This window comes from Pseudoalteromonas sp. CNAT2-18.1, from assembly GCF_022347865.1.
GTDB classification, from domain to species: domain Bacteria; phylum Pseudomonadota; class Gammaproteobacteria; order Enterobacterales; family Alteromonadaceae; genus Pseudoalteromonas; species Pseudoalteromonas ruthenica.
Window position 1 is genome coordinate 1 of sequence record NZ_JAKRFR010000010.1, and the last position, 24196, is coordinate 24196.

The 24196-nt window shown below is 47.3% G+C and carries 20 protein-coding genes and 1 tRNA gene; 6 read left to right on the forward strand and 15 right to left on the reverse strand.

The window, feature by feature from the left end:
* The 15 genes from MHM94_RS17710 to deoC form a co-directional block, all read right to left on the reverse strand.
* Nucleotides 1-127, reverse strand: a 127-nt coding sequence (locus MHM94_RS17710; RefSeq protein WP_228553369.1) for a GTP-binding protein, incomplete at its 3' end; no start/stop codon positions are given.
* A gap of 57 nt (nucleotides 128-184) precedes the next feature.
* Entirely contained in the window at nucleotides 185-2302 is a 2118-nt protein-coding gene (gene fusA / locus MHM94_RS17715) for an elongation factor G (protein WP_022944283.1), read from the reverse strand.
* 27 nt (nucleotides 2303-2329) lie between these two features.
* Nucleotides 2330-2800, reverse strand: coding sequence for a 30S ribosomal protein S7 (rpsG, locus tag MHM94_RS17720; RefSeq protein WP_022944284.1), 471 nt, complete (start codon nucleotides 2798-2800; stop codon nucleotides 2330-2332).
* A gap of 98 nt (nucleotides 2801-2898) precedes the next feature.
* Nucleotides 2899-3273: a 30S ribosomal protein S12 gene (gene rpsL, locus MHM94_RS17725; protein ID WP_022944285.1), complete on the reverse strand. Its 375-nt coding sequence runs from the start codon at nucleotides 3271-3273 to the stop codon at nucleotides 2899-2901.
* Between the two features lie 191 nt (nucleotides 3274-3464).
* Complete coding sequence (gene rpoC / locus MHM94_RS17730) at nucleotides 3465-7643, reverse strand: DNA-directed RNA polymerase subunit beta' (RefSeq protein ID WP_022944286.1); 4179 nt, start codon at nucleotides 7641-7643, stop codon at nucleotides 3465-3467.
* An 88-nt stretch (nucleotides 7644-7731) separates the two neighbouring features.
* Nucleotides 7732-11757 carry a DNA-directed RNA polymerase subunit beta gene (rpoB, locus tag MHM94_RS17735; protein WP_053911724.1) on the reverse strand — a complete coding sequence of 1342 codons (4026 nt, stop codon included), beginning with the start codon at nucleotides 11755-11757 and terminating at the stop codon, nucleotides 7732-7734.
* Nucleotides 11758-12031: 274 nt separating this feature from the next.
* Nucleotides 12032-12394, reverse strand: coding sequence for a 50S ribosomal protein L7/L12 (gene rplL / locus MHM94_RS17740; RefSeq protein WP_022944288.1), 363 nt, complete (start codon nucleotides 12392-12394; stop codon nucleotides 12032-12034).
* 81 nt (nucleotides 12395-12475) lie between these two features.
* Nucleotides 12476-12970 (reverse strand): 50S ribosomal protein L10, encoded by a 495-nt coding sequence (gene rplJ / locus MHM94_RS17745; RefSeq protein ID WP_022944289.1) that lies wholly within the window; start codon nucleotides 12968-12970, stop codon nucleotides 12476-12478.
* Nucleotides 12971-13254: 284 nt separating this feature from the next.
* Nucleotides 13255-13959: a 50S ribosomal protein L1 gene (gene rplA, locus MHM94_RS17750; protein WP_022944290.1), complete on the reverse strand. Its 705-nt coding sequence runs from the start codon at nucleotides 13957-13959 to the stop codon at nucleotides 13255-13257.
* A 4-nt stretch (nucleotides 13960-13963) separates the two neighbouring features.
* A complete protein-coding gene (gene rplK, locus MHM94_RS17755; protein WP_022944291.1) occupies nucleotides 13964-14392 on the reverse strand; it encodes a 50S ribosomal protein L11 in 429 nt (142 codons plus the stop codon).
* 179 nt (nucleotides 14393-14571) lie between these two features.
* Nucleotides 14572-15129 carry a transcription termination/antitermination protein NusG gene (nusG, locus tag MHM94_RS17760; RefSeq protein ID WP_022944292.1) on the reverse strand — a complete coding sequence of 186 codons (558 nt, stop codon included), beginning with the start codon at nucleotides 15127-15129 and terminating at the stop codon, nucleotides 14572-14574.
* 4 nt (nucleotides 15130-15133) lie between these two features.
* Nucleotides 15134-15511 carry a preprotein translocase subunit SecE gene (gene secE / locus MHM94_RS17765; RefSeq protein WP_235420144.1) on the reverse strand — a complete coding sequence of 126 codons (378 nt, stop codon included), beginning with the start codon at nucleotides 15509-15511 and terminating at the stop codon, nucleotides 15134-15136.
* 122 nt (nucleotides 15512-15633) lie between these two features.
* Nucleotides 15634-15710, reverse strand: a tRNA-Trp gene (locus MHM94_RS17770).
* Between the two features lie 92 nt (nucleotides 15711-15802).
* Entirely contained in the window at nucleotides 15803-16312 is a 510-nt protein-coding gene (locus tag MHM94_RS17775) for a hypothetical protein (protein ID WP_235420142.1), read from the reverse strand.
* Nucleotides 16309-17040 carry a deoxyribose-phosphate aldolase gene (deoC, locus tag MHM94_RS17780; RefSeq protein ID WP_235420141.1) on the reverse strand — a complete coding sequence of 244 codons (732 nt, stop codon included), beginning with the start codon at nucleotides 17038-17040 and terminating at the stop codon, nucleotides 16309-16311. The genes MHM94_RS17775 and deoC overlap by 4 nt, the downstream gene beginning before the upstream one ends.
* Before the next feature lie 255 nt (nucleotides 17041-17295).
* Here deoC and cysG point away from each other — a divergent pair, with 255 nt between their 5' ends.
* The 6 genes from cysG to cysQ are packed head-to-tail and all read left to right on the forward strand — an operon-like array spanning nucleotide 17296 to nucleotide 24192.
* Entirely contained in the window at nucleotides 17296-18717 is a 1422-nt protein-coding gene (gene cysG / locus MHM94_RS17785) for a siroheme synthase CysG (RefSeq protein ID WP_235420139.1), read from the forward strand.
* 46 nt (nucleotides 18718-18763) lie between these two features.
* Entirely contained in the window at nucleotides 18764-19663 is a 900-nt protein-coding gene (gene cysD / locus MHM94_RS17790) for a sulfate adenylyltransferase subunit CysD (RefSeq protein ID WP_045979801.1), read from the forward strand.
* Nucleotides 19663-21084, forward strand: coding sequence for a sulfate adenylyltransferase subunit CysN (cysN, locus tag MHM94_RS17795; protein ID WP_151173562.1), 1422 nt, complete (start codon nucleotides 19663-19665; stop codon nucleotides 21082-21084). Before cysD ends, cysN begins: the two co-directional genes overlap by 1 nt.
* 3 nt (nucleotides 21085-21087) lie before the next feature.
* Nucleotides 21088-22806, forward strand: coding sequence for an SLC13 family permease (locus MHM94_RS17800; RefSeq protein WP_235420137.1), 1719 nt, complete (start codon nucleotides 21088-21090; stop codon nucleotides 22804-22806).
* Nucleotides 22807-22821: 15 nt separating this feature from the next.
* The gene (gene cysC, locus MHM94_RS17805) at nucleotides 22822-23418 is read left to right on the forward strand and encodes an adenylyl-sulfate kinase (protein ID WP_022944300.1); all 597 of its coding nucleotides are present in this window, start codon (nucleotides 22822-22824) and stop codon (nucleotides 23416-23418) included.
* A gap of 3 nt (nucleotides 23419-23421) precedes the next feature.
* On the forward strand, nucleotides 23422-24192 hold the full coding sequence (cysQ, locus tag MHM94_RS17810) for a 3'(2'),5'-bisphosphate nucleotidase CysQ (protein ID WP_235420136.1): 771 nt from the start codon (nucleotides 23422-23424) through the stop codon (nucleotides 24190-24192).
* Nucleotides 24193-24196 lie beyond the last annotated feature (4 nt).

Below are 24196 nucleotides of genomic sequence, written 5' to 3' on the forward strand. Positions count from 1 at the left end.
CACCACCGTATACTTTTGCTAGTACGTTAGTGATCGCTGCAGTTAGAGTTGTTTTACCGTGGTCAACGTGGCCGATTGTACCTACGTTTACGTGCGGTTTCGAACGTTCAAACTTTTCTTTTGCCATTTTCAAAATTCCTATAAAGAAATTAAAGTCCGACCCGAAGATCGGACCGAACTCAAATTACTTAACAGCGCGAGCTGCAATAATTCCATCAGCTACATTTTTAGCCGCTTCTGCGTACTTGAGGAATTCCATCGAGTACGAGGCACGACCTTGTGTAGCTGATCGTAAGTCAGTTGCATAACCGAACATTTCTGAAAGTGGTACTTCGGCGTTCACTTGTTTTAAGCCGCCTGGTGCCTCTTCCATTCCTTCGATCATACCGCGACGACGGTTTAGGTCGCCTACAACATCACCCATGTTTGCTTCAGGAGTGATCACTTCTACCTTCATGATAGGCTCTAACAACACGGGGTTCGCTTCAAGCGCGCCATTACGCATTGCCATTGCACCTGCGATCTTAAAGGCCATTTCGTTGGAGTCGACATCGTGGAACGAGCCATCGAATAACGTCGCTTTAACGCCCAGAAGCGGATAACCAGCAAGAACACCTTGCTCCATCTGCTCGTGGAGACCTTTTTCTACCGCTGGAATATATTCCTTCGGTACAGTACCACCAACGATTTCGTTAACGAACTCGAATGTTGGTGCTTCTTCATCGCTAATATCAAGCGGTTCAAGTTTGACCCAAACATGACCATATTGGCCACGACCACCCGATTGACGAACAAACTTACCCTCAACCTTAACGGCTGAACGAATCGCCTCACGGTAGGCAACCTGAGGTTTACCAACGTTACATTCAACTTTGAATTCACGCTTCATACGGTCGACGATAATATCTAGGTGTAATTCACCCATACCAGAGATAATAGTCTGGCCAGATTCTTCGTCTGTTTGTACGCGGAAAGAAGGATCTTCTGCCGCTAGTTTACCTAGCGCGATACCCATCTTTTCTTGGTCTGCCTTGGTTTTTGGCTCTACCGCAACAGAGATCACCGGCTCTGGGAATTCCATACGCTCTAGCGTAATGATTGCATTCCCGTCACACAGGGTATCACCTGTTGTTACGTCTTTGAGACCAATCGCAGCGGCGATATCGCCGGCACGAACTTCTTTGATCTCTTCACGTGAGTTTGAGTGCATCTGGACGATACGACCGAAGCGCTCACGCTTTGATTTAACTGGGTTATATACCGTGTCACCCTGGGCAACTGTGCCTGAGTACACACGGAAGAAGGTTAGCGTGCCTACAAACGGGTCGGTAGCAATTTTAAAGGCCAATGCTGAGAAAGGCGCTTTGTCATCTGCTGGACGCGTGTCTTCAGTCTCGCCATCATCAAGAACACCTTGAATCGGTTTAACTTCGGTAGGTGAAGGCATGTATTCAATCACGGCATCAAGCATCGCTTGCACGCCTTTGTTCTTGAACGCACTGCCGCAACTCATCAGCACAATTTCGTTGCTTAGAGTACGAGCACGAAGGCCTTGCTTGATCTCAGCTTCGCTGAGCTCACCTTCTTCTAAATATTTGTCCATTAGCTCTTCATTGGCCTCAGCCGCCGCTTCCACAAGAAGTGAGCGGTATTCTTCGGCTTGGTCTTGAAGCTCTGCCGGGATCTCCTCAAATGTGAATGACATCCCCTGGTCCGCTTCGTTCCAGTTGATGGCTTTCATCTTGATAAGATCAATTACACCTTTAAAGTCTTCTTCAGCACCAATAGGCAGCTGAATCGGAACAGGAGTTGCACCCAGACGGGTTTTCACCTGATCTACAACCGACAAAAAGTCGGCGCCAATACGGTCCATTTTATTTACGAAGATCATACGTGGAACTTCGTATTTATTGGCCTGACGCCAGACGGTTTCTGTCTGTGGCTGTACACCTGATGAAGCACAAAGCACGACAACAGCACCATCAAGTACACGCAGTGAACGCTCAACTTCAATGGTGAAGTCTACGTGCCCTGGGGTATCGATGATATTGATGCGATGGTCGTCAAATTGCGCGTCCATCCCTTTCCAGAAACAAGTGGTCGCAGCAGACGTGATAGTAATACCACGCTCCTGCTCTTGCTCCATCCAGTCCATAGTTGCAGCACCATCGTGTACCTCACCAATTTTGTGAGATAGGCCCGTGTAAAAAAGTACACGTTCCGTCGTGGTGGTTTTACCTGCATCTACGTGAGCACAAATACCGATATTGCGGTAGCGCTCAATTGGAGTTGTACGTGCCATATAATCCTCTTAAAGGTTAAGGACAGATTACCAACGGTAATGAGCGAATGCTTTGTTCGCTTCAGCCATACGGTGAACGTCTTCACGTTTCTTAACCGCAGTGCCTTTGTTATCAGCTGCGTCGATCATCTCTTGAGCCAGACGAAGGCCCATAGATTTTTCACCACGCTTACGTGCAGCTTCAACCAACCAACGCATACCTAGTGCGTTGCGGCGAACTGGACGAACTTCAACTGGTACTTGGTACGTTGAACCACCTACACGGCGAGATTTAACCTCTACCTGTGGGCGAACGTTTTCAAGTGCAGACTCAAAGATTTCTAGGTGCGGTTTGCCTGATTTCTCAGCAGCCACGTCTAGCGCACCATAAACGATGTTTTCAGCAGTAGACTTTTTGCCGTCAAGCATTACTACGTTGACGAACTTTGCAAGTAATTCTGATCCGAACTTAGGATCTGGAAGAATTTTACGTTGACCTATTACGCGTCTTCTAGGCATTTTATCTCTCCGATTTCTTCAGGTCTGTTTTTTGAACAGATTCCCAAAACTAATATTTAATTAAAACTTAAGTGCTTGGCCTTACTAACGGAGAACCATTAGCCCTTAGGACGTTTTGCACCGTACTTAGAACGACCTTGTTTACGGTCATTTACGCCGGCACAGTCAAGTGCACCGCGAACAGTGTGGAAACGTACACCAGGTAAGTCTTTAACACGACCACCACGGATAAGGATTACACTGTGCTCTTGAAGGTTGTGGCCTTCACCACCGATGTAAGATGTTACTTCGAAACCGTTTGTTAAACGTACACGGGCTACTTTACGTAGAGCCGAGTTTGGTTTCTTAGGAGTAGTGGTATATACACGAGTACATACACCACGCTTTTGTGGACATGCCTTAAGCGCGGCTGAGTTACTAGTTGTAACCTTGCTGCGACGTGGCTTGCGCACTAGCTGGTTAATAGTTGCCATCAAATAGCTCCTGATGAAAAATTAAAGTTACTACTGAAATTAAAAATTCCGCCCAATTTACACACTGCGATAACACCAGCGAGTAAAAGGGTGGCGGAATTTTAATGAGCAAAGTTTAGCCTGTCAACCAAAACAACGCCGAGAGCGGTATTATACCGCCCTCAGCGTGACTTAATTATGAAATTAAGCGGTTATTCTTGGTCGCCAGACAAATCTGCATTAAGTGCATCAGTCAGTGCTTGGGTTGCTTCCTCGGCACTTACTGTTGGCTCAAGCAGTTCCTCTGCATTCTGTTTACGACGATTTTGGCGATCTTGGTGATACGCAAAGCCGGTACCGGCTGGGATCAAGCGACCCACGATTACGTTTTCTTTCAGACCACGAAGTTCATCGCTCTTACCATTTACAGCGGCTTCAGTTAGGACACGTGTCGTCTCCTGGAACGAGGCTGCTGAAATGAATGATTCGGTTGCCAATGACGCTTTGGTAATACCCATTAGCTGAATTTCATACTTCGCTGGGATCTTACCTTCGGCTTCAAGTTCACGGTTTGCGATGCTTACGCGTGCGACTTCAACCTGTTCACCGGCTAGGAATTCAGTGTCGCCACCGTCAAGAATGATACATTTACGTAGCATCTGACGAATAACAGTTTCGATGTGCTTATCGTTAATCTTTACACCTTGCAGACGGTAAACGTCTTGCACTTCATTAACGATGTAGTTAGCAACATCGGTCACACCACGTAGACGAAGGATATCATGTGGAGACTCTGGACCATCGGCGATTACTTCACCTTTGCTCACTGTCTCACCTTCGAACACGTTAAGCTGACGCCACTTTGGAATCATCTCTTCGTATGCATCCCCTTCCGCTGGGGTGATTACAAGACGCTTCTTACCTTTGGTTTCTTTACCAAAGCTTACCGTACCTGAGATCTCCGCTAGGATGGCTGGATCTTTCGGCTTACGCGCTTCGAATAGGTCAGCAACACGTGGTAGACCACCGGTAATATCACGAGTTTTCGAACCTTCCTGCGGGATACGTGCAAGCACATCACCTGGGTTCACCGTGGCACCATCGCTCACCTCAATGGTGGTGAATGATGGTAGGCGAATCTCTTGCAGGCCGCGCTCTTCATTCTCAATGATAAGCTTAGGCTCTTTCGCATTCACCTTAGCGAGGTCTTTAACAACCACACGCGTTAGACCAGTCAACTCGTCGGTCTGAGCTTCGGTGTTAGAGTCATCGATATCGCTGAACGATACTTTTGACTCGTGCTCGATGATGATTGGGTGACTGTGCGGGTCCCACATCGCTACGATGTCGTTGCCTTTCACTTCGGCACCATCTTGTACCGTTAACACTGCACCGTAAGGTACTTTATAACGCTCTTTCTCACGACCATGCTCATCAATGATGGTGATCTCGGTAGAACGTGAAGTGATAACGATCTTGCCTTCTGAATTCAACACATATTTCGCATTGTGAAGCTTCAGACGACCGTTGTTTTTAACTTGTACGCTGTTCTCTGCAGATGCCCGCGATGCTGCACCACCGATGTGGAAGGTACGCATGGTAAGCTGTGTACCTGGCTCACCGATTGACTGTGCTGCAATAACACCGACCGCTTCACCTGGGTTGATGATATGGCCACGAGCCAAGTCACGACCGTAACATTTAGCACATACACCAAAGTCATTGTCACAGGTGATAACAGAACGAACACGTACTTCATCCACTGAGTGCTCTTCAAGTAGGTCACACAGCTTCTCGTCAAGCATGATGTTACGCTCAACCAACACTTCCTCAGTGCCTGGCTTAAGTACGTCTTCAGCAACTACACGTCCTAGTACACGCTCGCGTAGCGGCTCTACTACGTCACCACCTTCAATAAGTGGCTTCATAGTTAGACCATCTTCCGTGCCACAGTCGCTCTCATTGATTACCAAGTCTTGCGCTACGTCTACGAGACGACGCGTTAGGTAACCCGAGTTCGCTGTCTTCAATGCGGTATCGGCAAGACCTTTACGCGCACCGTGCGTTGAGATGAAGTACTGAAGTACGTTTAGACCTTCACGGAAGTTCGCGGTAATTGGCGTTTCGATGATTGAACCATCTGGACGAGCCATTAGACCACGCATACCCGCTAGCTGACGAATCTGAGCTGCACTACCCCGTGCGCCCGAGTCGGCCATCATAAACACTGAGTTGAATGAGTCTTGCTCTTCTTCGTTACCCTCAGCATTGATAACAGTGTCTTTCGATAAGTTCGCCATCATTTCGCGTGATAAGTTTTCGTTCACACGTGACCAAATATCGATAACTTTGTTGTACTTCTCACCCGCTGTTACAAGACCAGACTGGAACTGTTGGTTGATTTCGGCAACCTCAGCTTCCGCTGCATCGATGATCTCCGTTTTAACCGGCGGGATTTCCATGTCGTTGATGCCGATTGATACACCCGATTTCATCGCATAGTGGAAACCGGTGTACATCACTTGGTCAGCAAACACTACGGTGTCTTTCAAGCCTAGACGACGGTAACACTCATTAAGCATACCTGAGATTTGCTTCTTACCTAACGCACGGTTAACCAGTGAGAAAGGTAAGCCTTTAGGCATGATCAACGAGAAAATAGCACGACCAACAGTGGTATCGATAACGCCGGTCACTTCTTCAGTGCTACCGTCTTCTTCGATTACCGTTTCTGTCATCCGTACTTTTACTCGAGCATGTAGCTCGGCAGTACCAGTACGATAGGCTTTTTCAGCTTCTTTCGCGTCTTTAAATACCAGGCCTTCACCTTTGGCATTAATGCGGTCACGGGTCATGTAGTAAAGACCCAAAACAACGTCCTGTGAAGGTACGATGATTGGCTCACCGTTCGCAGGCGAAAGAATGTTGTTGGTTGACATCATCAACGCGCGCGCTTCTAGCTGCGCTTCTAGCGTTAATGGTACGTGAACCGCCATTTGGTCACCGTCGAAGTCAGCGTTATACGCCGCACACACCAATGGGTGCAGGTGAATCGCTTTACCTTCGATAAGTACCGGCTCAAACGCCTGGATACCTAAACGGTGAAGGGTTGGTGCACGGTTAAGTAGCACTGGGTGTTCACGAATAACTTCGTCTAGTACGTCCCAAACCTCTGGTACTTCGCGCTCAACCATCTTCTTCGCAGCTTTGATGGTTGTCGCCATACCACGGCGCTCAAGTTTGCCGTAGATGAAAGGCTTGAATAGCTCAAGAGCCATCTTCTTAGGTAGACCACACTGGTGTAGTTTCAGTGTAGGACCTACGGTAATTACAGAACGGCCTGAGTAGTCAACACGCTTACCAAGAAGGTTTTGACGGAAACGACCTTGCTTACCTTTGATCATGTCTGCAAGCGACTTAAGTGGGCGCTTGTTAGAACCGGTAATAGCACGACCACGACGACCGTTATCAAGGAGCGCATCGACCGCTTCTTGCAACATACGCTTTTCGTTGCGTACGATGATGTCTGGCGCGGCTAAGTCGAGAAGACGCTTCAAACGGTTGTTACGGTTGATCACACGACGGTAAAGGTCGTTTAGATCTGACGTCGCAAAACGACCGCCGTCTAGTGGTACAAGTGGACGTAGATCAGGCGGTAGCACTGGAAGAACGCTCATTACCATCCACTCAGGGTTGTTACCTGACTGGTGGAATGATTCCATCAACTTCAAACGCTTGGTAATTTTCTTACGCTTAGTTTCAGAGTTGATAGTTGGTAGCTCTTCGCGCATTTCTGCAATCAGCTGACCTAGGTCGAGTTCTTTAAGAAGATCAAGTACCGCTTCTGCACCCATCTTCGCTTCAAATTCATCACCGTGCTCTTCAAGAGCATCAAGGTACTCTTCTTCACCTAAAAGCTGACCACGCTCAAGCGTCGTCATACCAGGTTCGGTTACCACGAATGATTCGAAGTACAGCACACGCTCGATGTCACGAAGCGTCATATCAAGCATTAAGCCGATACGCGATGGCAGTGATTTTAGGAACCAAATGTGTGCCACTGGGCTTGCCAGCTCAATGTGACCCATACGGTCACGACGCACTTTGGTTAGCGTTACTTCAACGCCACACTTTTCACAAATAACACCACGGTGCTTCAAGCGCTTGTATTTACCACACAAACACTCGTAATCTTTCACTGGGCCGAAAATACGGGCACAGAATAAGCCGTCACGCTCAGGCTTGAAAGTACGGTAGTTAATGGTCTCAGGTTTCTTTACTTCACCATATGACCATGAACGCACCATGTCCGGCGAAGCAAGACCAATGCGAATTGCATCGAATTCTTCGGTCTTATTTTGTTGCTTCAGAAACTTAAGTAAGTCTTTCACCTTAGCTCTCCTGTCGGAGGTTAATCTCGAGGGCGGCAAGCCGCCCATTTATTTGTTCGCAGGTTTGGGCGCCTTGCGCCCGACCGGCTTATTCTTCTTCCAGCTCGATGTTGATACCGAGTGAACGGATTTCTTTCAACAATACGTTGAATGATTCTGGCATACCCGGTTCCATCTTGTGGTTACCGTCAACGATGTTCTTATACATCTTAGTACGACCATTTACGTCATCCGACTTCACAGTCAACATCTCTTGCAGGGTATAAGCCGCGCCGTACGCTTCTAGTGCCCAGACTTCCATCTCACCGAAGCGCTGACCACCGAACTGTGCTTTACCACCTAGCGGCTGCTGCGTTACTAGGCTGTATGAGCCAGTAGAACGCGCGTGCATCTTGTCATCAACAAGGTGGTTCAGTTTCAGCATATACATGTAACCAACCGTTACTTGACGCTCAAACTGATCGCCAGTACGACCATCATACAGCGTTACCTGACCGCTTGATGGGTAACCACCGAGCTCCAACATTTCCTTGATTTCGCTTTCGCGAGCACCGTCAAATGCAGGAGTAGCAATCGGTAGACCGCCTTTTAGATTCTCTGCTAGGCGACGAACTTCGTCATCAGAGAAGCTAGCGATGTCTACTTGCTGGCGACATTCACCCAGTTCGTAAGCTTTCTTGATGAATTCACGCAGTTCGTGAAGCTCACGCTGCTCTTTCATCATTTCTTCAATACGCTCACCGATACCGCGTGCCGCAAGACCCATGTGAGTCTCTAGGATCTGTCCGATGTTCATACGCGATGGTACGCCCAGCGGGTTCAATACGATATCAACGGTACGGCCTTTCTCATCGTAAGGCATGTCTTCTACAGGTACGATAGTCGAGATAACACCTTTGTTACCGTGACGACCCGCCATCTTATCACCTGGCTGGATGCGACGTTTAACCGCTAGGTAAACCTTCACAATCTTCAATACGCCTGGCGCTAAGTCATCACCTTGAGTGATCTTGCGACGTTTCGTTTCAAACTTCTTATCGTACTCAGCTTTAAGCTCATCGTACTGCGCTGCTAGTTGCTCAAGTTCTGCTTGCTTGCCTTCATCAGCAAGGCTTTGTGTTAATAGCTTATCAGCAGCGAGGCCTTCTAGGCTGGCTGCATCCATGCCTGCGCCGGTCAATAGACCACGAGCACGGCTTAACACACCTTCTTCAAGGATCTTGAACTCTTCGTTGAAATCTTTCTTCGCTTCACGAAGCTGCATTTCTTCGATTTCAAGCGCACGTTTGTCTTTTTCTACACCGTCACGGGTGAAGACTTGTACGTCGATTACGGTACCTGATACTGAGTTTGGTACACGTAGCGAGCTGTCTTTAACGTCAGACGCTTTCTCACCAAAGATGGCACGCAGTAGCTTCTCTTCTGGCGTAAGCTGAGTTTCACCTTTAGGTGTTACTTTACCTACGAGAATGTCGCCGCCTTTCACTTCTGCACCGATGTAAACAACGCCAGACTCATCTAGCTTGCCCAGTGCAGACTCACCCACATTCGGGATGTCAGCAGTGATTTCTTCCGGCCCAAGCTTAGTATCACGAGCAATACACTGTAGCTCTTGGATGTGGATAGTCGTTAGACGATCTTCTTTTACAACATTCTCTGAAAGGAGGATTGAATCCTCGAAGTTGTAACCATTCCAAGGCATGAATGCCACGCGTAAGTTTTGACCTAACGCCAAATCGCCAAGGTCTGTTGACGGACCATCAGCAAGTACGTCACCACGTACAATTGGCTCACCAACCATACAAGTTGGCTTTTGGTTAATACAGGTGTTCTGGTTAGAACGGGTGTACTTAGTTAGGTTGTAGATGTCGATACCCGCTTCGCCAGGTACACGCTCATCTTCATTTACGTTGATAACGATACGGCTCGCATCAGCGTAATCAACCACACCACCACGCTTAGCAACGATAGTTACACCTGAGTCTTTCGCAAGTGTAAGTTCGATACCTGTACCTACTAGTGGCTTATCAGCACGTAGTGTCGGTACAGCCTGACGTTGCATGTTCGATCCCATCAATGCACGGTTCGCATCATCGTGCTCTAGGAATGGGATAAGCGCAGCAGCGACTGAAATAACCTGTTGTGGCGAAACGTCCATATACTGGATGTCATCGCGCGGCATCAAGGTCGACTCACCTTTGTGACGGCAAGTAATCAGTTCTTCTACAAATCCGTTGTCATCGTTTAAGTCAGCATTTGCCTGAGCAATAACGAACTGACCTTCTTCGATAGCAGAAAGGTAATCAACCTCGTCGGTAACCGCACCATCAACCACTTTACGGTAAGGTGTTTCTAGGAAACCAAAGTCATTGGTACGTGCATACGTAGACAATGAGTTAATTAGACCGATGTTTGGACCTTCAGGCGTTTCGATTGGACATACGCGACCGTAGTGCGTTACGTGTACGTCACGTACTTCGAAGCCTGCACGCTCACGCGTAAGACCACCCGGACCTAATGCAGAAATACGACGCTTGTGCGTAACTTCTGATAGCGGGTTGTTTTGGTCCATAAATTGAGAAAGCTGTGATGAACCGAAGAACTCTTTCACCGCTGCCGAAATTGGCTTGGCGTTGATAAGGTCTTGCGGCATGATAGCATCAAGGTCACCAAGGCTTAGACGCTCACGTACAGCACGCTCAACACGAACTAGACCGACACGGAACTGGTTTTCTGCCATTTCGCCTACAGAGCGGATACGACGGTTACCAAGGTGGTCGATGTCATCAACATCGCCTTTACCGTTACGGATATCGATAAGCACTTTCATCACGGCAACGATGTCTTCTTTAGACAAAGTACCTGGGCCTTCGTCGGTGTCATAACCAACGCGGCTGTTGAACTTCATACGACCTACGGTTGATAGGTCATAGCGCTCATCGGTAAAGAATAAGTTTTCAAATAGCGCTTCTGCAGCTTCTTTTGTCGGCGGCTCACCTGGGCGCATCATGCGGTAGATTTCTACCAAGGCCTCAAGGCGATTTGTAGTTGAGTCGATACGAACGGTATCTGACATGTAAGAGCCACTGTCTACTTCATTGATATATAAAGTAGCAATTTCGGTGTGACCTGCTTTAACAAGCTCAGCCATTAGCTCAAGCGATAGTTCATCGTTGGCATTGGCGATTACTTCACCTGTTGACTCATCAACATAGTTTTTCGCTAATACTCGACCGATGACGTACTCATGCGGTACTTCTAGCTGCTTGATGCCTTTTTTCTCGATGCTCTTGATGTGACGCGCAGTAATACGACGGCCTTGTTCTACCAAGACTTCGCCATCTTCGCCTTTAATGTCAAAGGCTGCGGTTTCACCACGTAGACGCGCAGGCACAAGCTCCATAAGAACTTTACCGTCACTCACCTCAAAGGTAGTGGTTTCAAAGAAGATATTAAGAATTTCTTCTGTTGAGTAATCAAGCGCGCGCAAAATGATCGACGACGGCAACTTACGGCGACGGTCGATACGTACGTAGAGATTATCTTTAGCGTCGAATTCAAAGTCGAGCCATGAACCACGGTAAGGAATAACGCGAGCGTTATAAAGCACCTTACCAGAGGAGTGCGTTTTACCGCGGTCGTTATCAAAGAATACACCAGGTGAACGGTGTAGCTGAGAAACGATAACACGCTCAGTACCATTGATAACAAAGGTACCTGTGTCAGTCATGAGCGGAATTTCGCCCATGTAAACTTCTTGCTCTTTGATGTCTTTAACTGTGCCGGGTGCTTCTTTGTCCATAAGCACAAGACGAAGTTTTACGCGAAGTGGAGCAGAATAAGTCACACCGCGGATTTGACATTCTTTAACATCGAACACTGGCTCACCAATACGATAACTTACGTATTGAAGCTCAGAGTTGCCCGAATAGCTTTTAATCGGGAAAACGGAGCGGAAGGCAGCTTCCAAACCGAAATCGCCGTCAGCGTCCGGAGTTAAGAATTTTTTAAACGATTCTAACTGCATTTGCAGTAAGAAAGGTACGTCCAAAACCTGTGGACGTTTACCAAAATCCTTACGGATACGTTTCTTTTCAGAATAAGAGTAAGCCATGGGGTTCCTCAGCTTGCTGATCTTTGACCCTACCTGTTCTTGTAAGAACAGACATAACTGGCATCTATGCCAATATTTACAACATTTAGAATTGTTGTTCCTAAATGTCACTGCTATTGCCAATGAAGTTGCGTAACCAATTGAAAATAAAAGTGAAATTTAGGTTTAGAGCACCCTGGAGCAAATTTTCGCTCTATAGCGCAAAAGGGCCGGTGATTAAATAATCACCAGCCCTTGCCTGATTACTCAGGCAGCGAACCTAGCATACGCTAGATTACTTGATCTCAACTTCAGCACCAGCTTCTTCAAGATCTTTCTTAAGTGCTTCAGCTTCTTCCTTAGAAACACCTTCTTTGATAGGTGCAGGAGCTGATTCAACAAGTGCTTTAGCTTCTTTAAGGCCAAGACCTGTTGCGCCACGTACCGCTTTGATAGCAGCAACTTTGTTACCGCCAGCGCCAGCTAGGATTACGTCGAACTCAGTCTTCTCTTCAGCAGCTTCAGCAGGACCCGCAGCAACAACAGCAGCAGCTGCAGTTACGCCGAATTTTTCTTCCATTGCTTCTACTAGTTCAACAACTTCCATTACTGACATTTCAGCAATAGCGTCAAGGATTTGGTCTTTAGTTACAGACATTATAAATTTCCTAATATTCTCGAACCCGAGGGTTCATTAAATTCATTACACCGATAAAGAACAATAGCTTATAAATAAAAATTAAGCAGCTTGTTCTTGTTTCTGGTCGCGAACTGCAGCAAGAGTTTTTGCCAACTTGCCTGCAGAAGCTTCTTTCATAGCGCTCATTAGACGTGCAACTGCTTCGTCGTATGTAGGTAGCTTAGCTAGCATATCTACATCTACGATTTCACCGTCAAATACAGCCGTTTTAAGCTCAAATGCTTCGTTACTCTTTGCGAAATCTGTGAAGATACGCGCTGCAGCACCTGGGTGCTCAGAAGAGAAAGCGATTAGGCTAGGGCCTACTAGTGAATCGTTAAGACACTCGTAATCAGTCCCTTCGATAGCGCGTTTAGCTAGAGTGTTACGAACGACTTTCATCCATACACCTGCTTCACGAGCTTCTTTACGAAGTGAAGTGATAGCGTCAACAGTTACACCACGAGAATCTGCAACTACTGCAGATAGAGCACCTTTGGCAGCTTCGTTGACTTCAGCAACAATTGCTTTTTTGTCTTGAAGATTTAAAGCCATGGGTGTTACTCCTGGTTCAGTGAGATACCGAAATACCTCAGTTTTACTCTACTCCATCATCATGACGGAGCTGCTTGTTACGGCGAGAGCCAGAAGATTAGGAAAAATCTAGCTGGGATTCACACCGTCTACGTAGGAAATTAAGCAATACGTGACTGCACCTACGGTCTTGGACGGAAGCCAACAACGTTGGCTTCAACCCGAATTCGTTGATTGTTGAGTTCAATACTCAACAAAATGGCGCGAAATTATAGTATAAAAATCGCGCCACGTAAACTCCTAAATTACGCTACTTGCGTGCTTAGTGAGTTTTGGTCAACAGCAACACCTGCGCCCATAGTAGTCGAGATGCTTACTTTCTTGATGTAAGTACCTTTTGCTTGTGAAGGCTTAGCCTTCTTAAGCGCTACGATAAGAGACTCAAGGTTTTGTTGTAGCTGTTCAGCAGTGAAGTCAACTTTACCAATGGTAGAGTGAACGATACCGTTCTTGTCGTTGCGGTAACGAACCTGACCCGCTTTCGCGTTTTTAACTGCTTCAGCAACATTAGGTGTTACAGTACCAGTTTTAGGGTTAGGCATAAGACCACGTGGACCTAGGATTTGACCTAGTTGACCAACAACGCGCATTGCATCTGGAGAAGCAACAACAACGTCAAAATCCATCTCGCCAGCTTTTACTTTGTCAGCAAGATCTTCCATACCTACGATATCCGCGCCAGCTTCTTTAGCTGCGTCTGCATTAGCACCTGAAGTGAATACAGCAACGCGAACGTCACGACCAGTACCATTTGGAAGTACAGTCGCACCACGTACGTTTTGGTCAGATTTACGTGCATCGATACCAAGGTTAACAGCAACGTCAACACTTTCAACGAACTTAGCAGTTGCTAGCTCTTTTAGAAGTGCAACAGCTTCGTTGATTTCGTAATCTTTAGTGACATCCACTTTTTCGCGGATAGTACGCATACGTTTAGTTAATTTTGCCATTATCTTAGTCCTCTACGTTCAAGCCCATTGCACGCGCAGAACCTGCGATAGTGCGTACCGCAGCGTCCATATCAGCCGCTGTAAGGTCAGGTTTCTTCATCTCAACGATCTCTTCAAGTTGAGCACGAGTAACTGTACCCACTTTTTCAGTGTTAGGACGGCCTGAACCAGACTTAATGCCTGCAGCTTTCTTAAGTAGGTAAGCAGCAGGTGGCGTTTTCATGTCAAACGTGAAAGAACGGTCATTGTAAACAGAGATGATTACAGGAACCGGAGCGCCTTTCTCTAGAGACTCTGTACGAGCGTTGAACGCTTTACAGAATTCCATGATGTTTACACCGTGTTGACCTAGAGCAGGACCTACTGGTGGACTAGGGTTAGCCATACCAGCAGCAACTTGTAGCTTGATTAAAGCTTCAACTTTTTTAGCCATGATTATACCTCGTTAGGTGGGTCTTAGCCTCGTGCGCGCGAGGACGCGTACTCAAACGGCTTCCCAATTAATAAAAAACCTATTTTGCAGCCAGCATTTTCAGCTGCTACAAAAAGGCCGCTGATTATAAGTTAGTCAGCGGCCTTTTTCAACATTAGTTTGCGTGTTTTACGAGCAACTTACTTGTCTTGTTCAACCTGACCAAATTCAAGTTCAACAGGGGTAGAACGACCGAAGATAAGTACTGATACTTTCAAGCGGCTTTTCTCGTAATCCACTTCTTCAACCACACCGTTGAAATCAGCAAATGGGCCATCAATAACACGAACCACTTCACCTGCTTCAAACAAGGTGGCTGGCTTCGGCGCTTCAGCATTTTCTTCGAGACGATTAAGAATACGGTCGGCTTCGCGCTTGCTGATTGGTGCTGGACGATCAGAAGTACCACCAATGAAACCCATCACGCGAGGGGTGCTGTTCACTAGGTGCCAGCTCTCATCATTCATGTCCATTTCTACCAGTACGTAACCTGGGAAAAATTTACGTTCTGATTTGCGCTTTTGACCGGCGCGCATTTCCACTACTTCTTCAGTTGGCACCAACACCTCTCCAAAGCTATCTTCAAGGCCTTGGATTTTGATGTGCTCTTTGATGGTTTGCGCAACACGCTTCTCAAAACCTGAGAAAGCCTGGATTACATACCAACGTAATTTCTTTTCTTTGTTCTCATCCGTCATGGGATTAGATCTCCAATCCAGTTAAAAAGCCCACTAGGCGGAATAAAATTCCGTCCAATCCCCACAAGATAAGCGCCATAATCACTGTCGCGATCATCACGATAAATGTTGTGTGTGTGGTTTCTTGGCGTGTTGGCCAAACAACTTTGCGTACTTCGATGCGAGCTTCTTTCGCAAACGAGATGAAGGAGCGACCTTTGCCTGTCGTTGCCGCAATACCCAGGGCAACGGCGATTGCAGCAACCACGCCAATAGCTCGAATTAACGCAGACTCTTCACCATACACGGTGTTGCCTACTACTGCTGCTGCCAGCAACGCAATGGCGATAAGCCATTTTACCAAGTCCATCGGGCTTGACGAGTTTTCTACATTTGCACTCATAATCCTAATACCTTAAATACAGACACAACAACCCCGTCACACGACAGGGTAAATCTATCCAAATCTAACCTTAAAAACATGCTTTAAAACAGATTTTTAGACTTAGACTTGTCTGTGAAAAGTGGCAGGGGCGGAGAGATTCGAACTCCCAACCGTCGGTTTTGGAGACCGCTGTTCTACCAATTGGAACTACGCCCCTGCAAAGTGGATGCCCATTATACTGACCAGTGACGCTAAAACAAGAGCAAAACAAAGGCCACCGAAAATTAATTTAGTGGTCGTGGCTGTGATTTATTTAGCGCTATAAAGCTGTAGTGGCTCATGCGTGCCTTGCCAGTCGGTTAATAGCCAAATTTGTTCGAATGGATGACCAGGGGCAAGGACCAACTGCGGCTTTACTTCAAGAAAGTCTTGATGATGCCAAAGCGTGCTAGCATTACGAATTAGCAGCCATACGCGCTTGCTGTCATAACGTTTGGCGGCCTTGGCACTGAGTAGTTTAGAGAGTGCATAGCGCAGCTGCTCTGTATCTGGGTTTAGTGCCAACTGCGCCAGTTGGCGTTGTATATCAAGGCTCAAAGGTCGACCAAGCACGGCCATCGCTTCATGCTCGTTGGCATACAAATGCGCAATCTCTATATCTAAGCGCTCACTTTTCATGTAGCAACTGACATCGGGCTTCGCTGGTTGATTGTGCCAAATATGGCGCATCGGAATATGATAATAGCGCTCATAGGCGCGCAGAAAGCGTCGCGCAGCATCATGCTCTAGCGCTATTTTTTCCGCTTCACTGTCACTCATAACACTTTGTACAACTCACCCAGTAATGATGATGCCCCGAAACGAAAGTTAAAAGGCGTCAACCATGCTCCACCCATAGTGTTTACCGCCATATCCAGATATAACTGCGCTTGGCTTAGGTTTTTTACGCCACCAGAGACCTTAACACCCACTGCTCGTTCACTGTGCGCAACTTCGTCAAAAATCACCGCGACGGCCTCTGGCGTCGCATTAATCGCCACTTTCCCGGTGCTGGTTTTAATAAAGTCGGCACCGCCAGCTATGGCAATGCGACTGGCAATACGTACTTGCGACAAGCTCAATTCGCCACTTTCAATAATCACCTTTAGCTTCGCTTTATTGGCACAGAGTTCACGGCTTTGACGTATATATTCCAAAGCTTTTTGCTCGTCGCCCTGCTGCAACGCTCGATAAGGTAGCACCAAGTCAATTTCATTGGCGCCCAATTGCAGCGCTTCGCGCGTCTGCGCCAAAACAGTGGTCAAATCCTCGTCACCAGTTGGAAAGTTGGTCACTGTGGCCAACGGAATTTGTTGTAAGTTGCGATTATCGAGCTCGCGACGGGTTAGCTGCAACCATTGTGGGTAGACGCACAGCGCTGCAGGCAGTGCATAAGCGGTATTAATTTGCGCCACGAATTGACACATTGCATCCTCACTGTCGTGCTCTTGCAATCGGGTGTAATCTAAACAAGCGAGCGCTAACTGCGCATCGTGAACGTCACTCATGGTCATCTCCTGGTCCTGCGCTTAGTGATTATATCGCCGTTATCGCTTTCAATTTTATCACTTTAATCTACTTAAAATAGCGCCTTAATATTGATTTTCATTGCCTTAAGCCATTTCACAAGTCGGCATATAACTTTTAGATATATAAGCTTGGAACAAATTATTTTTTAACCGTTAATGCTGCCTATATCCTTGCATTCTCCAAGCTCAATAAAACATTGTCGCTTTCGGTGTTAACAAATTAGGTGGTGCGCGGTGCAATATTTACCCATTTTTACAAAACTTGATGACAAGCCGGTACTCGTGATCGGCGGCGGCGAGGTCGCACTGCGTAAGTCACAAGCTTTCCTCAAAGCACGCGCTAAAGTTACGGTTATTGCACCTGAGTTTTGCGCTGAACTTGAAGCCCTCGCAAAGCAGCAAAAATTAACGTTACAACGAGCTTATTTTCAGCCAGAGCAAGTGCTTGGCTATATGTTGATTATTGCTGCTACTGATAACGATACCGTAAATACCCAAGTATTCGAAGCCGCTGAACAGCATAATATTTTCGTCAATGTTGTCGACGATCAACCTAAATGCCGGTTTATTTTCCCCTCTATCGTGGATAGACATCCAATCACCATTGCTATTTCCAGTGCAGGAACTGCGCCAGTATTGGCTCGCCGACTACGGGAAAAGTTAGAAACGTTAATTCCTCAGCATATAGGCGCATTGGCCAAATTAGTAGGTAGTTTCCGAAAACAAGTAAAGCAACGTTTTACAAGCTTTGATGATCGCCGTCAATTTTGGGAACGGGTGTTTGATTCCAATGTCGTAAGCACCGTGCAAAAAGGCAACATAGAACAGGCCAGTGACGAGCTCACGACTATGCTTGATGACAACCTACCACCTCAAGGCGAAGTATTTGTAGTTGGCGCAGGCCCTGGCGACCCTGAGTTATTGACCCTCAAAGCTCTGCAATTGATGCAGCAAGCCGATGTGGTGGTATATGACTACTTGGTATCAGATGAAATTATGGAGCTTGTGCGGCGCGACGCTGAGCTCATATGCGTGGGCAAACGCGCAGGCGACCACAGTGTGCCACAAGAGCGCACTAATGAGCTGCTCGTTGAGTTGGCACAACAAGGTAAGAAGGTCTGCCGCATTAAGGGCGGTGACCCCTTTATTTATGGTCGTGGTGGTGAGGAAGTACAGGTGCTAGCCAGTCACGGTGTAAGCTACCAAATTGTACCTGGTATCACTGCAGCAGCAGGGTGCAGCGCCTATGCGGGCATCCCGCTGACACATCGCGACCATGCTCAGGCCATCCAATTTGTCACCGGGCACTGCAAAAAAGATGGTCAAGAACTGGATTGGCCCTCTTTGGCTAAACCCTATCAAACTTTGGCTATCTATATGGGTGTGATTAAGTCACCGCATATTCAAAGCCAGTTGCTGGCTCATGGGCGCAGTGCTACTACTCCTGTGGCGATAGTAGAAAATGGCACGCGCAAAGATCAGCGTGTAATCACCGGGCAGCTGGCGCAGCTCAGCGAACTAATTGAAACACATGCGATTCAATCCCCAGCATTATTAATAATTGGCGAGGTCGCTTCGCTACATCAGCAACTTGCGTGGTTCGGTAAAACAACGCAGACTAGCAGTTTTGCTCAGCCTCTCACTGATGTGGCCTAACCCTTGGTATTAACAGGTTTATCTAGAAATTAGTAGGACGGAAGCTATGGCTTTAACCCATCTTCAGCAACTTGAGGCTGAAAGTATCAAAATCATCCGCGAGGTTGCGGCTGAGTTTGACAACCCGGTGATGCTTTACTCCATTGGTAAAGACTCATCGGTGTTACTCCATTTAGCACGTAAGGCGTTTTATCCAGCCAAGATCCCCTTCCCTTTGCTGCATGTAGACACCAACTGGAAGTTTCGGGAAATGATTGCCTTTCGCGATCGCATGGCCAAAGAATATGGCTTTGACTTGCTAGTGCATAAAAACCCTGAGGGCTTGGCGATGAATATCAGCCCCTTTGAGCACGGTTCAGCCAAGCACACTGACATAATGAAGACTCAAGGTTTGAAACAAGCTTTGAATCAATATGGATTCGACGCCGCCTTCGGTGGCGCTCGCCGTGATGAAGAGAAATCGCGTGCCAAAGAGCGAGTTTATTCATTCCGTGACAAGCATCACAGATGGGACCCAAAAAACCAGCGCCCAGAACTATGGAGCACTTTCAATGGTGAAGTAAACCAAGGTGAAAGTATTCGTGTATTCCCACTTTCAAATTGGACTGAGCTGGATATTTGGCAATATATCTACCAAGAAAACATCGAGATTGTGCCGCTGTACCTAGCAAAAGAGCGTCCGGTGGTCGAACGTGACGGCACCCTAATCATGGTGGACGATGAACGTATGCCTCTTAATGAAGGTGAACAGCCACAAATGAAGTCGGTCCGTTTCCGTACCTTAGGCTGCTACCCTCTAACTGGTGCAGTCGAGTCGACGGCTGACTCACTAACGGGGATCATCGAGGAGATGCTGCTATCAACCTCATCAGAGCGTGAGGGTCGGGTCATTGACCATGATTCAGCAGGGTCTATGGAGAAGAAGAAACGTGAGGGGTATTTCTAATGTCAGCAACTGCTAATGAAGTCAAAGAGCTAGGCATCGAAGCCTATCTAGCACGTCAACAAGACAAAAGTTTATTGCGTTTATTAACTTGTGGCAGTGTCGATGACGGTAAATCAACCTTAATTGGTCGTTTGCTACATGATAGTCACCAAATCTATGAAGATCAGTTAGCCGCACTGCATAAAGACAATGAGAAAGTTGGGAATGCGGGTGAAGAGCTTGATTTAGCGCTGTTAGTCGATGGCTTGCAAGCTGAGCGCGAGCAAGGTATTACCATTGACGTGGCCTATCGTTACTTCTCTACCGCCAAGCGTAAGTTCATCATTGCCGACACTCCAGGGCATGAACAGTACACCCGCAACATGGTAACGGGTGCATCAACCAGCGATCTTGCTGTCATTCTGGTTGATGCTCGCTATGGCGTGCAAGTTCAAACCAAACGCCACAGCTTTATCTGTGACTCACTAGGCATTGAACAGTTCGTAGTCGCGATTAACAAAATGGATATTGTCGACTTTGATGAAACTGTTTATGAAAAAATTAAGGCGGACTACTTAAAATTTGCTGAGCAACTTAATGTTAAAGACATTAAGTTCGTACCAATGTCGGCGCTTAAAGGCGATAACGTGGTTACCCGCTCAGAGCATACTCCTTACTACACCGACAAACCGCTACTAGAGCTGTTAGAAGACTCGCCTGCAGCAGCGACCGATAACGGCTTTGAGCCACGGTTACCGGTGCAATATGTAGTACGCCCGAACCTTGACTTTAGGGGTTTCCAAGGAACCATTACGTCAGGACAATTTAAAGTCGGTGATGCCGTAAAAGTGCTGCCTTCAGGTAAAATATCCAGCGTCAAGGAGCTGGTCACTTTCAATGGTCACCTTGATCATGCTGAGGCAGGTCAAGCTATCACTATGACTTTGAACGATGAAATTGACGTAAGCCGTGGGGATGTCATTGTGCCTGCGCACTCAAGTGCGCAAGCAACCAACCAATTGCAAGCAAAATTGGTATGGATGCACGAGCAACCCTTAGAGCTGGGTAAAACCTATAATTTCAAGCTAGGTACTAAAAAAACCGCAGCGGTGGTGTCACGCATTGACCACACCATTGACGTCAACACGCTAGAAAAGGGTCAAGCTGAGAGCTTACAGCTCAACGAAATTGCCATTGTCACGTTGGAGTTGACCGAGCCGATGATGGCCGATATTTATCGTGATAACCGCGAAACCGGCGCCTTTATTCTTATTGATCGTCTCAGTAACCTGACCGTGGGAGCGGGAATGGTCGAGCAAGTGCTAGCGGCTCAAACGTCTCAGCATAACGCTCAGTACAGCGATTTTGAAATCGAGTTCAATGCCTTAGTACGTAAGCACTTCCCGCATTGGCAAGCCATCGATATTAGCAAGTTGAAATAAACGATGGATGTGGTCTTTTATGCAGCAATTATAGTCGCGTTGTTTGCCGGGTTGGTACTGACTCATGTACGCCCAGCAACACTCTTTTTCGCTGCATTATTAGGCTGCTATGTGTTGGGGTATATTGATACCCCAACATTACTTGGCAACTTTACTAATACTGGTTTAGTCACTCTGGTGTTGTTAATGTTGGTGTCTATCGCCTTGGAACGCACGTCGCTGTTACAGCACGTTGCTAAAGGTATCGTCAGCCCATCATTGCGAGCCAGTATTGTTAAAGTAAGCACCGTGACCGCTGCCGCCTCGGCTTTTTTGAATAACACCGCCGTAGTCGCTTCATTGGTGGGGCCCCTTACTCGCAATAAGTATCACGCACCTTCTAAGCTACTTATCCCGCTATCCTATGCTGCCATTTTAGGAGGGACGACCACGCTTATTGGTACCTCAACAAACCTCATTGTGAATAGCTTTACGCAGCAGTATGACGGCTTCAACCTCGCCATGTTTAGCTTTTTACCCATAGGTATCGCAGTGACCTTAAGTGGAATAGCCGTGCTGATTTTGTGTCGGCGACTACTGCCAAACTACCCAAGGGTAGAAGGTGAGCACAAAGAGTATCTCCTTGAAGCAAAGGTCAATGCAGACTCACCACTCATTGGTAAAACCATAGAAAAAAATGGCTTGCGAGATCTTGATGGCCTGTTTCTGGTTGAGATTGTCCGCGAGCGACGGTTGATAAGCCCCGTACGGCCAGAGAATAAAGTGCGGGCTGGCGATAAGCTTATTTTTACCGGTCATGTGCACAGCGTCGCCGCCTTACAGCGCATCCCGGGCTTAACTTTATTTGCCGACAGCAATGGACTATTGAGCTCGAACCTACAAGAAGTGATTGTCACACACACCTCAACGCTTGTGGGACGAACCTTAAAAGCAACGGGCTTTCGTGCGAAGTTCGACGCCGCTGTCGTGGCTATTCACCGCAATGGTGAGCGCCTCTCCGGTAAGCTTGGCGAAGTGACAATCCGCCCGGGCGATCGCTTTATGCTCGCAGTCGGTCATGATTTTCATAATCGCTCCAACCTGGATAAAAACTTTTACTTCGTCAGTGAACATGAGGTTGATAAAACCTATGGCCGTAAAAGTGAAGCCACTTTATTGGTAGGGTTTGCCACTGTTATCGCCCTGGCGGCGACGGGGACGATTGCCTTGGTGCAAGGGCTATTGCTATTTATTGCCTTGCTGTTAGCCACTAAGGTGCTTGATGGTCAAGAGCTCAAAAGGCGCTTTCCTTTTGAGTTAGTCATTATTATTGCCTCAGCACTGGGCTTAGCTCACGCTTTCAGTGGCTCCGGAGCAGAGCAAGCCTTACAACAATGGTTGGCTGGCTACAGCGCACTCACACCGTTTGTCGCGCTTATAGTGGTGTATGTGATCACCGTGGTGATGACTGAGCTCATCACCAATAATGCCGCTGCGGCGCTGATGTTTCCATTGGCTTATGGCTTAGCCAGCTCCTTGGAGGTGAATTTGATGCCCTTTGCCATGGCTGTTGCTTATGGCGCTAGTGCCGCATTTATAAGCCCCTATAGTTATCAAACCAATATGATTGTAATGAATGCGGGGCAGTATCGCTTTGCCGATTTTGCCCGCATAGGCGTGATCATGTCTATCGCCTATGCGGTGGTAGTGCTCAGCCTCATTACTTATGTCTTTCCGTTTTAATATCGAGACCGAGAAATGGACGAAAACATTGTGTGGCACCACCATGGTGTCGATAAAGCCAAGCGCCAACAGCTTAACAAGCATAAAAGTTGCATTATTTGGTTTACTGGCTTTTCAGGCTCAGGAAAAAGCACCATCGCCGGAGCCTTAGAGTCAGCGCTTTATCATTTAGGTCATCATACTTACTTACTGGATGGTGATAATGTTCGCCATGGTTTGTGTGGTGATTTAGGATTTAGCGATGCTGATCGTAAGGAAAATATCCGCCGTGTCGGCGAAAGTGCCAAACTCATGGTAGATGCGGGTTTGTTGGTACTGACCGCCTTTATTTCTCCCTTTCAAGCTGAGCGTGATATGGTTCGTAACCTAGTGCAAGAGCATGAGTTTATTGAGGTATACCTTGATACGCCATTGGCAACCTGCGAACAGCGCGATCCAAAAGGCTTATATAAAAAGGCCCGTGCTGGAGAAATTGCCCACTTTACAGGCATTGACTCCGATTATGAAATTCCGCAGCATCCCGAGCTCACACTAAATACCGCTGAGTTGGATGTACAAGCATGTGTCGCCCAGCTCATTGCCCATTTACGTACCCGAAATATCATAGGCTAGAGTATGAACCCTCCAGAGTTGCTAGAAAGTATCCTCGACCTTGCTCGTGACGCAGGCCAAGCTGCGATGACAATCTATAACAAAGATTTCGCCGTGGAGTATAAGGATGATAAAAGCCCGGTCACTGATGCCGATTTAGCGGCTCACAAGGTGATCGTCGCAGGGCTTCAAGCACTGACTCCGGAGCTTCCCATTCTCAGTGAAGAAAACGCGGGTATTTCATGGCAACAGCGCCAGCAGTGGCAACGTTACTGGCTCGTTGATCCTATCGACGGAACCAAAGAATTTATAAAGAAAAATGGTGAGTTTACAGTCAATATTGCGCTGATTGACAAGGGTGAGCCGGTACTGGGTGTTGTTGATGCACCCGCTCTTGGAGTCAGCTATCTTGCCGCAAAAGAGATTGGCGCCTTTAAACAACAGGGCGAAGAGCGCATTGAGCTTAAAGTGACGGCAAAGCAAAACCAAGGGTTAATAAGAGTGGTCGGCAGTCGCTCGCACCCATCTGAGGAGTTAGCGCAATACCTTACTCAGTTCGATGAGGTGGATATGGTCGCTAAAGGCAGTTCGCTCAAGCTATGCCTAGTCGCCGAAGGAGAAGCTGATATATATCCACGTTTAGGGCCGACATCGGAGTGGGATACCGGCGCCGGGCACGCGGTTGCCGCAATTGCCGGAGCCCGGATCACAACGATTGAAGGTGAGCCACTGCGCTACAACCAAAAAGACAGCTACCTCAATCCGTACTTCATCGTTAGCGCATTAAACGACTAATATC

Bases quoted from the DNA above. Each gene is read 5' to 3' on its own strand.
- deoC (WP_235420141.1), bottom strand. From the start codon at position 17,040: ATGAGTGACGTTCACGATGCGCAGTTAGCGCTCGCTTGTTTAGATTAC.
- rpoB (WP_053911724.1), bottom strand. From the start codon at position 11,757: ATGGCTTACTCTTATTCTGAAAAGAAACGTATCCGTAAGGATTTTGGT.
- MHM94_RS17800 (WP_235420137.1), top strand. From the start codon at position 21,088: ATGGATGTGGTCTTTTATGCAGCAATTATAGTCGCGTTGTTTGCCGGG.
- rplK (WP_022944291.1), bottom strand. From the start codon at position 14,392: ATGGCTAAAAAAGTTGAAGCTTTAATCAAGCTACAAGTTGCTGCTGGT.
- rpsG (WP_022944284.1), bottom strand. From the start codon at position 2,800: ATGCCTAGAAGACGCGTAATAGGTCAACGTAAAATTCTTCCAGATCCT.
- rpsL (WP_022944285.1), bottom strand. From the start codon at position 3,273: ATGGCAACTATTAACCAGCTAGTGCGCAAGCCACGTCGCAGCAAGGTT.
- rplJ (WP_022944289.1), bottom strand. From the start codon at position 12,970: ATGGCTTTAAATCTTCAAGACAAAAAAGCAATTGTTGCTGAAGTCAAC.
- rplL (WP_022944288.1), bottom strand. From the start codon at position 12,394: ATGTCTGTAACTAAAGACCAAATCCTTGACGCTATTGCTGAAATGTCA.
- cysN (WP_151173562.1), top strand. From the start codon at position 19,663: ATGTCAGCAACTGCTAATGAAGTCAAAGAGCTAGGCATCGAAGCCTAT.
- cysQ (WP_235420136.1), top strand. From the start codon at position 23,422: ATGAACCCTCCAGAGTTGCTAGAAAGTATCCTCGACCTTGCTCGTGAC.
- fusA (WP_022944283.1), bottom strand. From the start codon at position 2,302: ATGGCACGTACAACTCCAATTGAGCGCTACCGCAATATCGGTATTTGT.
- cysD (WP_045979801.1), top strand. From the start codon at position 18,764: ATGGCTTTAACCCATCTTCAGCAACTTGAGGCTGAAAGTATCAAAATC.
- nusG (WP_022944292.1), bottom strand. From the start codon at position 15,129: ATGACGGATGAGAACAAAGAAAAGAAATTACGTTGGTATGTAATCCAG.
- secE (WP_235420144.1), bottom strand. From the start codon at position 15,511: ATGAGTGCAAATGTAGAAAACTCGTCAAGCCCGATGGACTTGGTAAAA.
- rplA (WP_022944290.1), bottom strand. From the start codon at position 13,959: ATGGCAAAATTAACTAAACGTATGCGTACTATCCGCGAAAAAGTGGAT.
- cysC (WP_022944300.1), top strand. From the start codon at position 22,822: ATGGACGAAAACATTGTGTGGCACCACCATGGTGTCGATAAAGCCAAG.
- MHM94_RS17775 (WP_235420142.1), bottom strand. From the start codon at position 16,312: ATGAGTGACAGTGAAGCGGAAAAAATAGCGCTAGAGCATGATGCTGCG.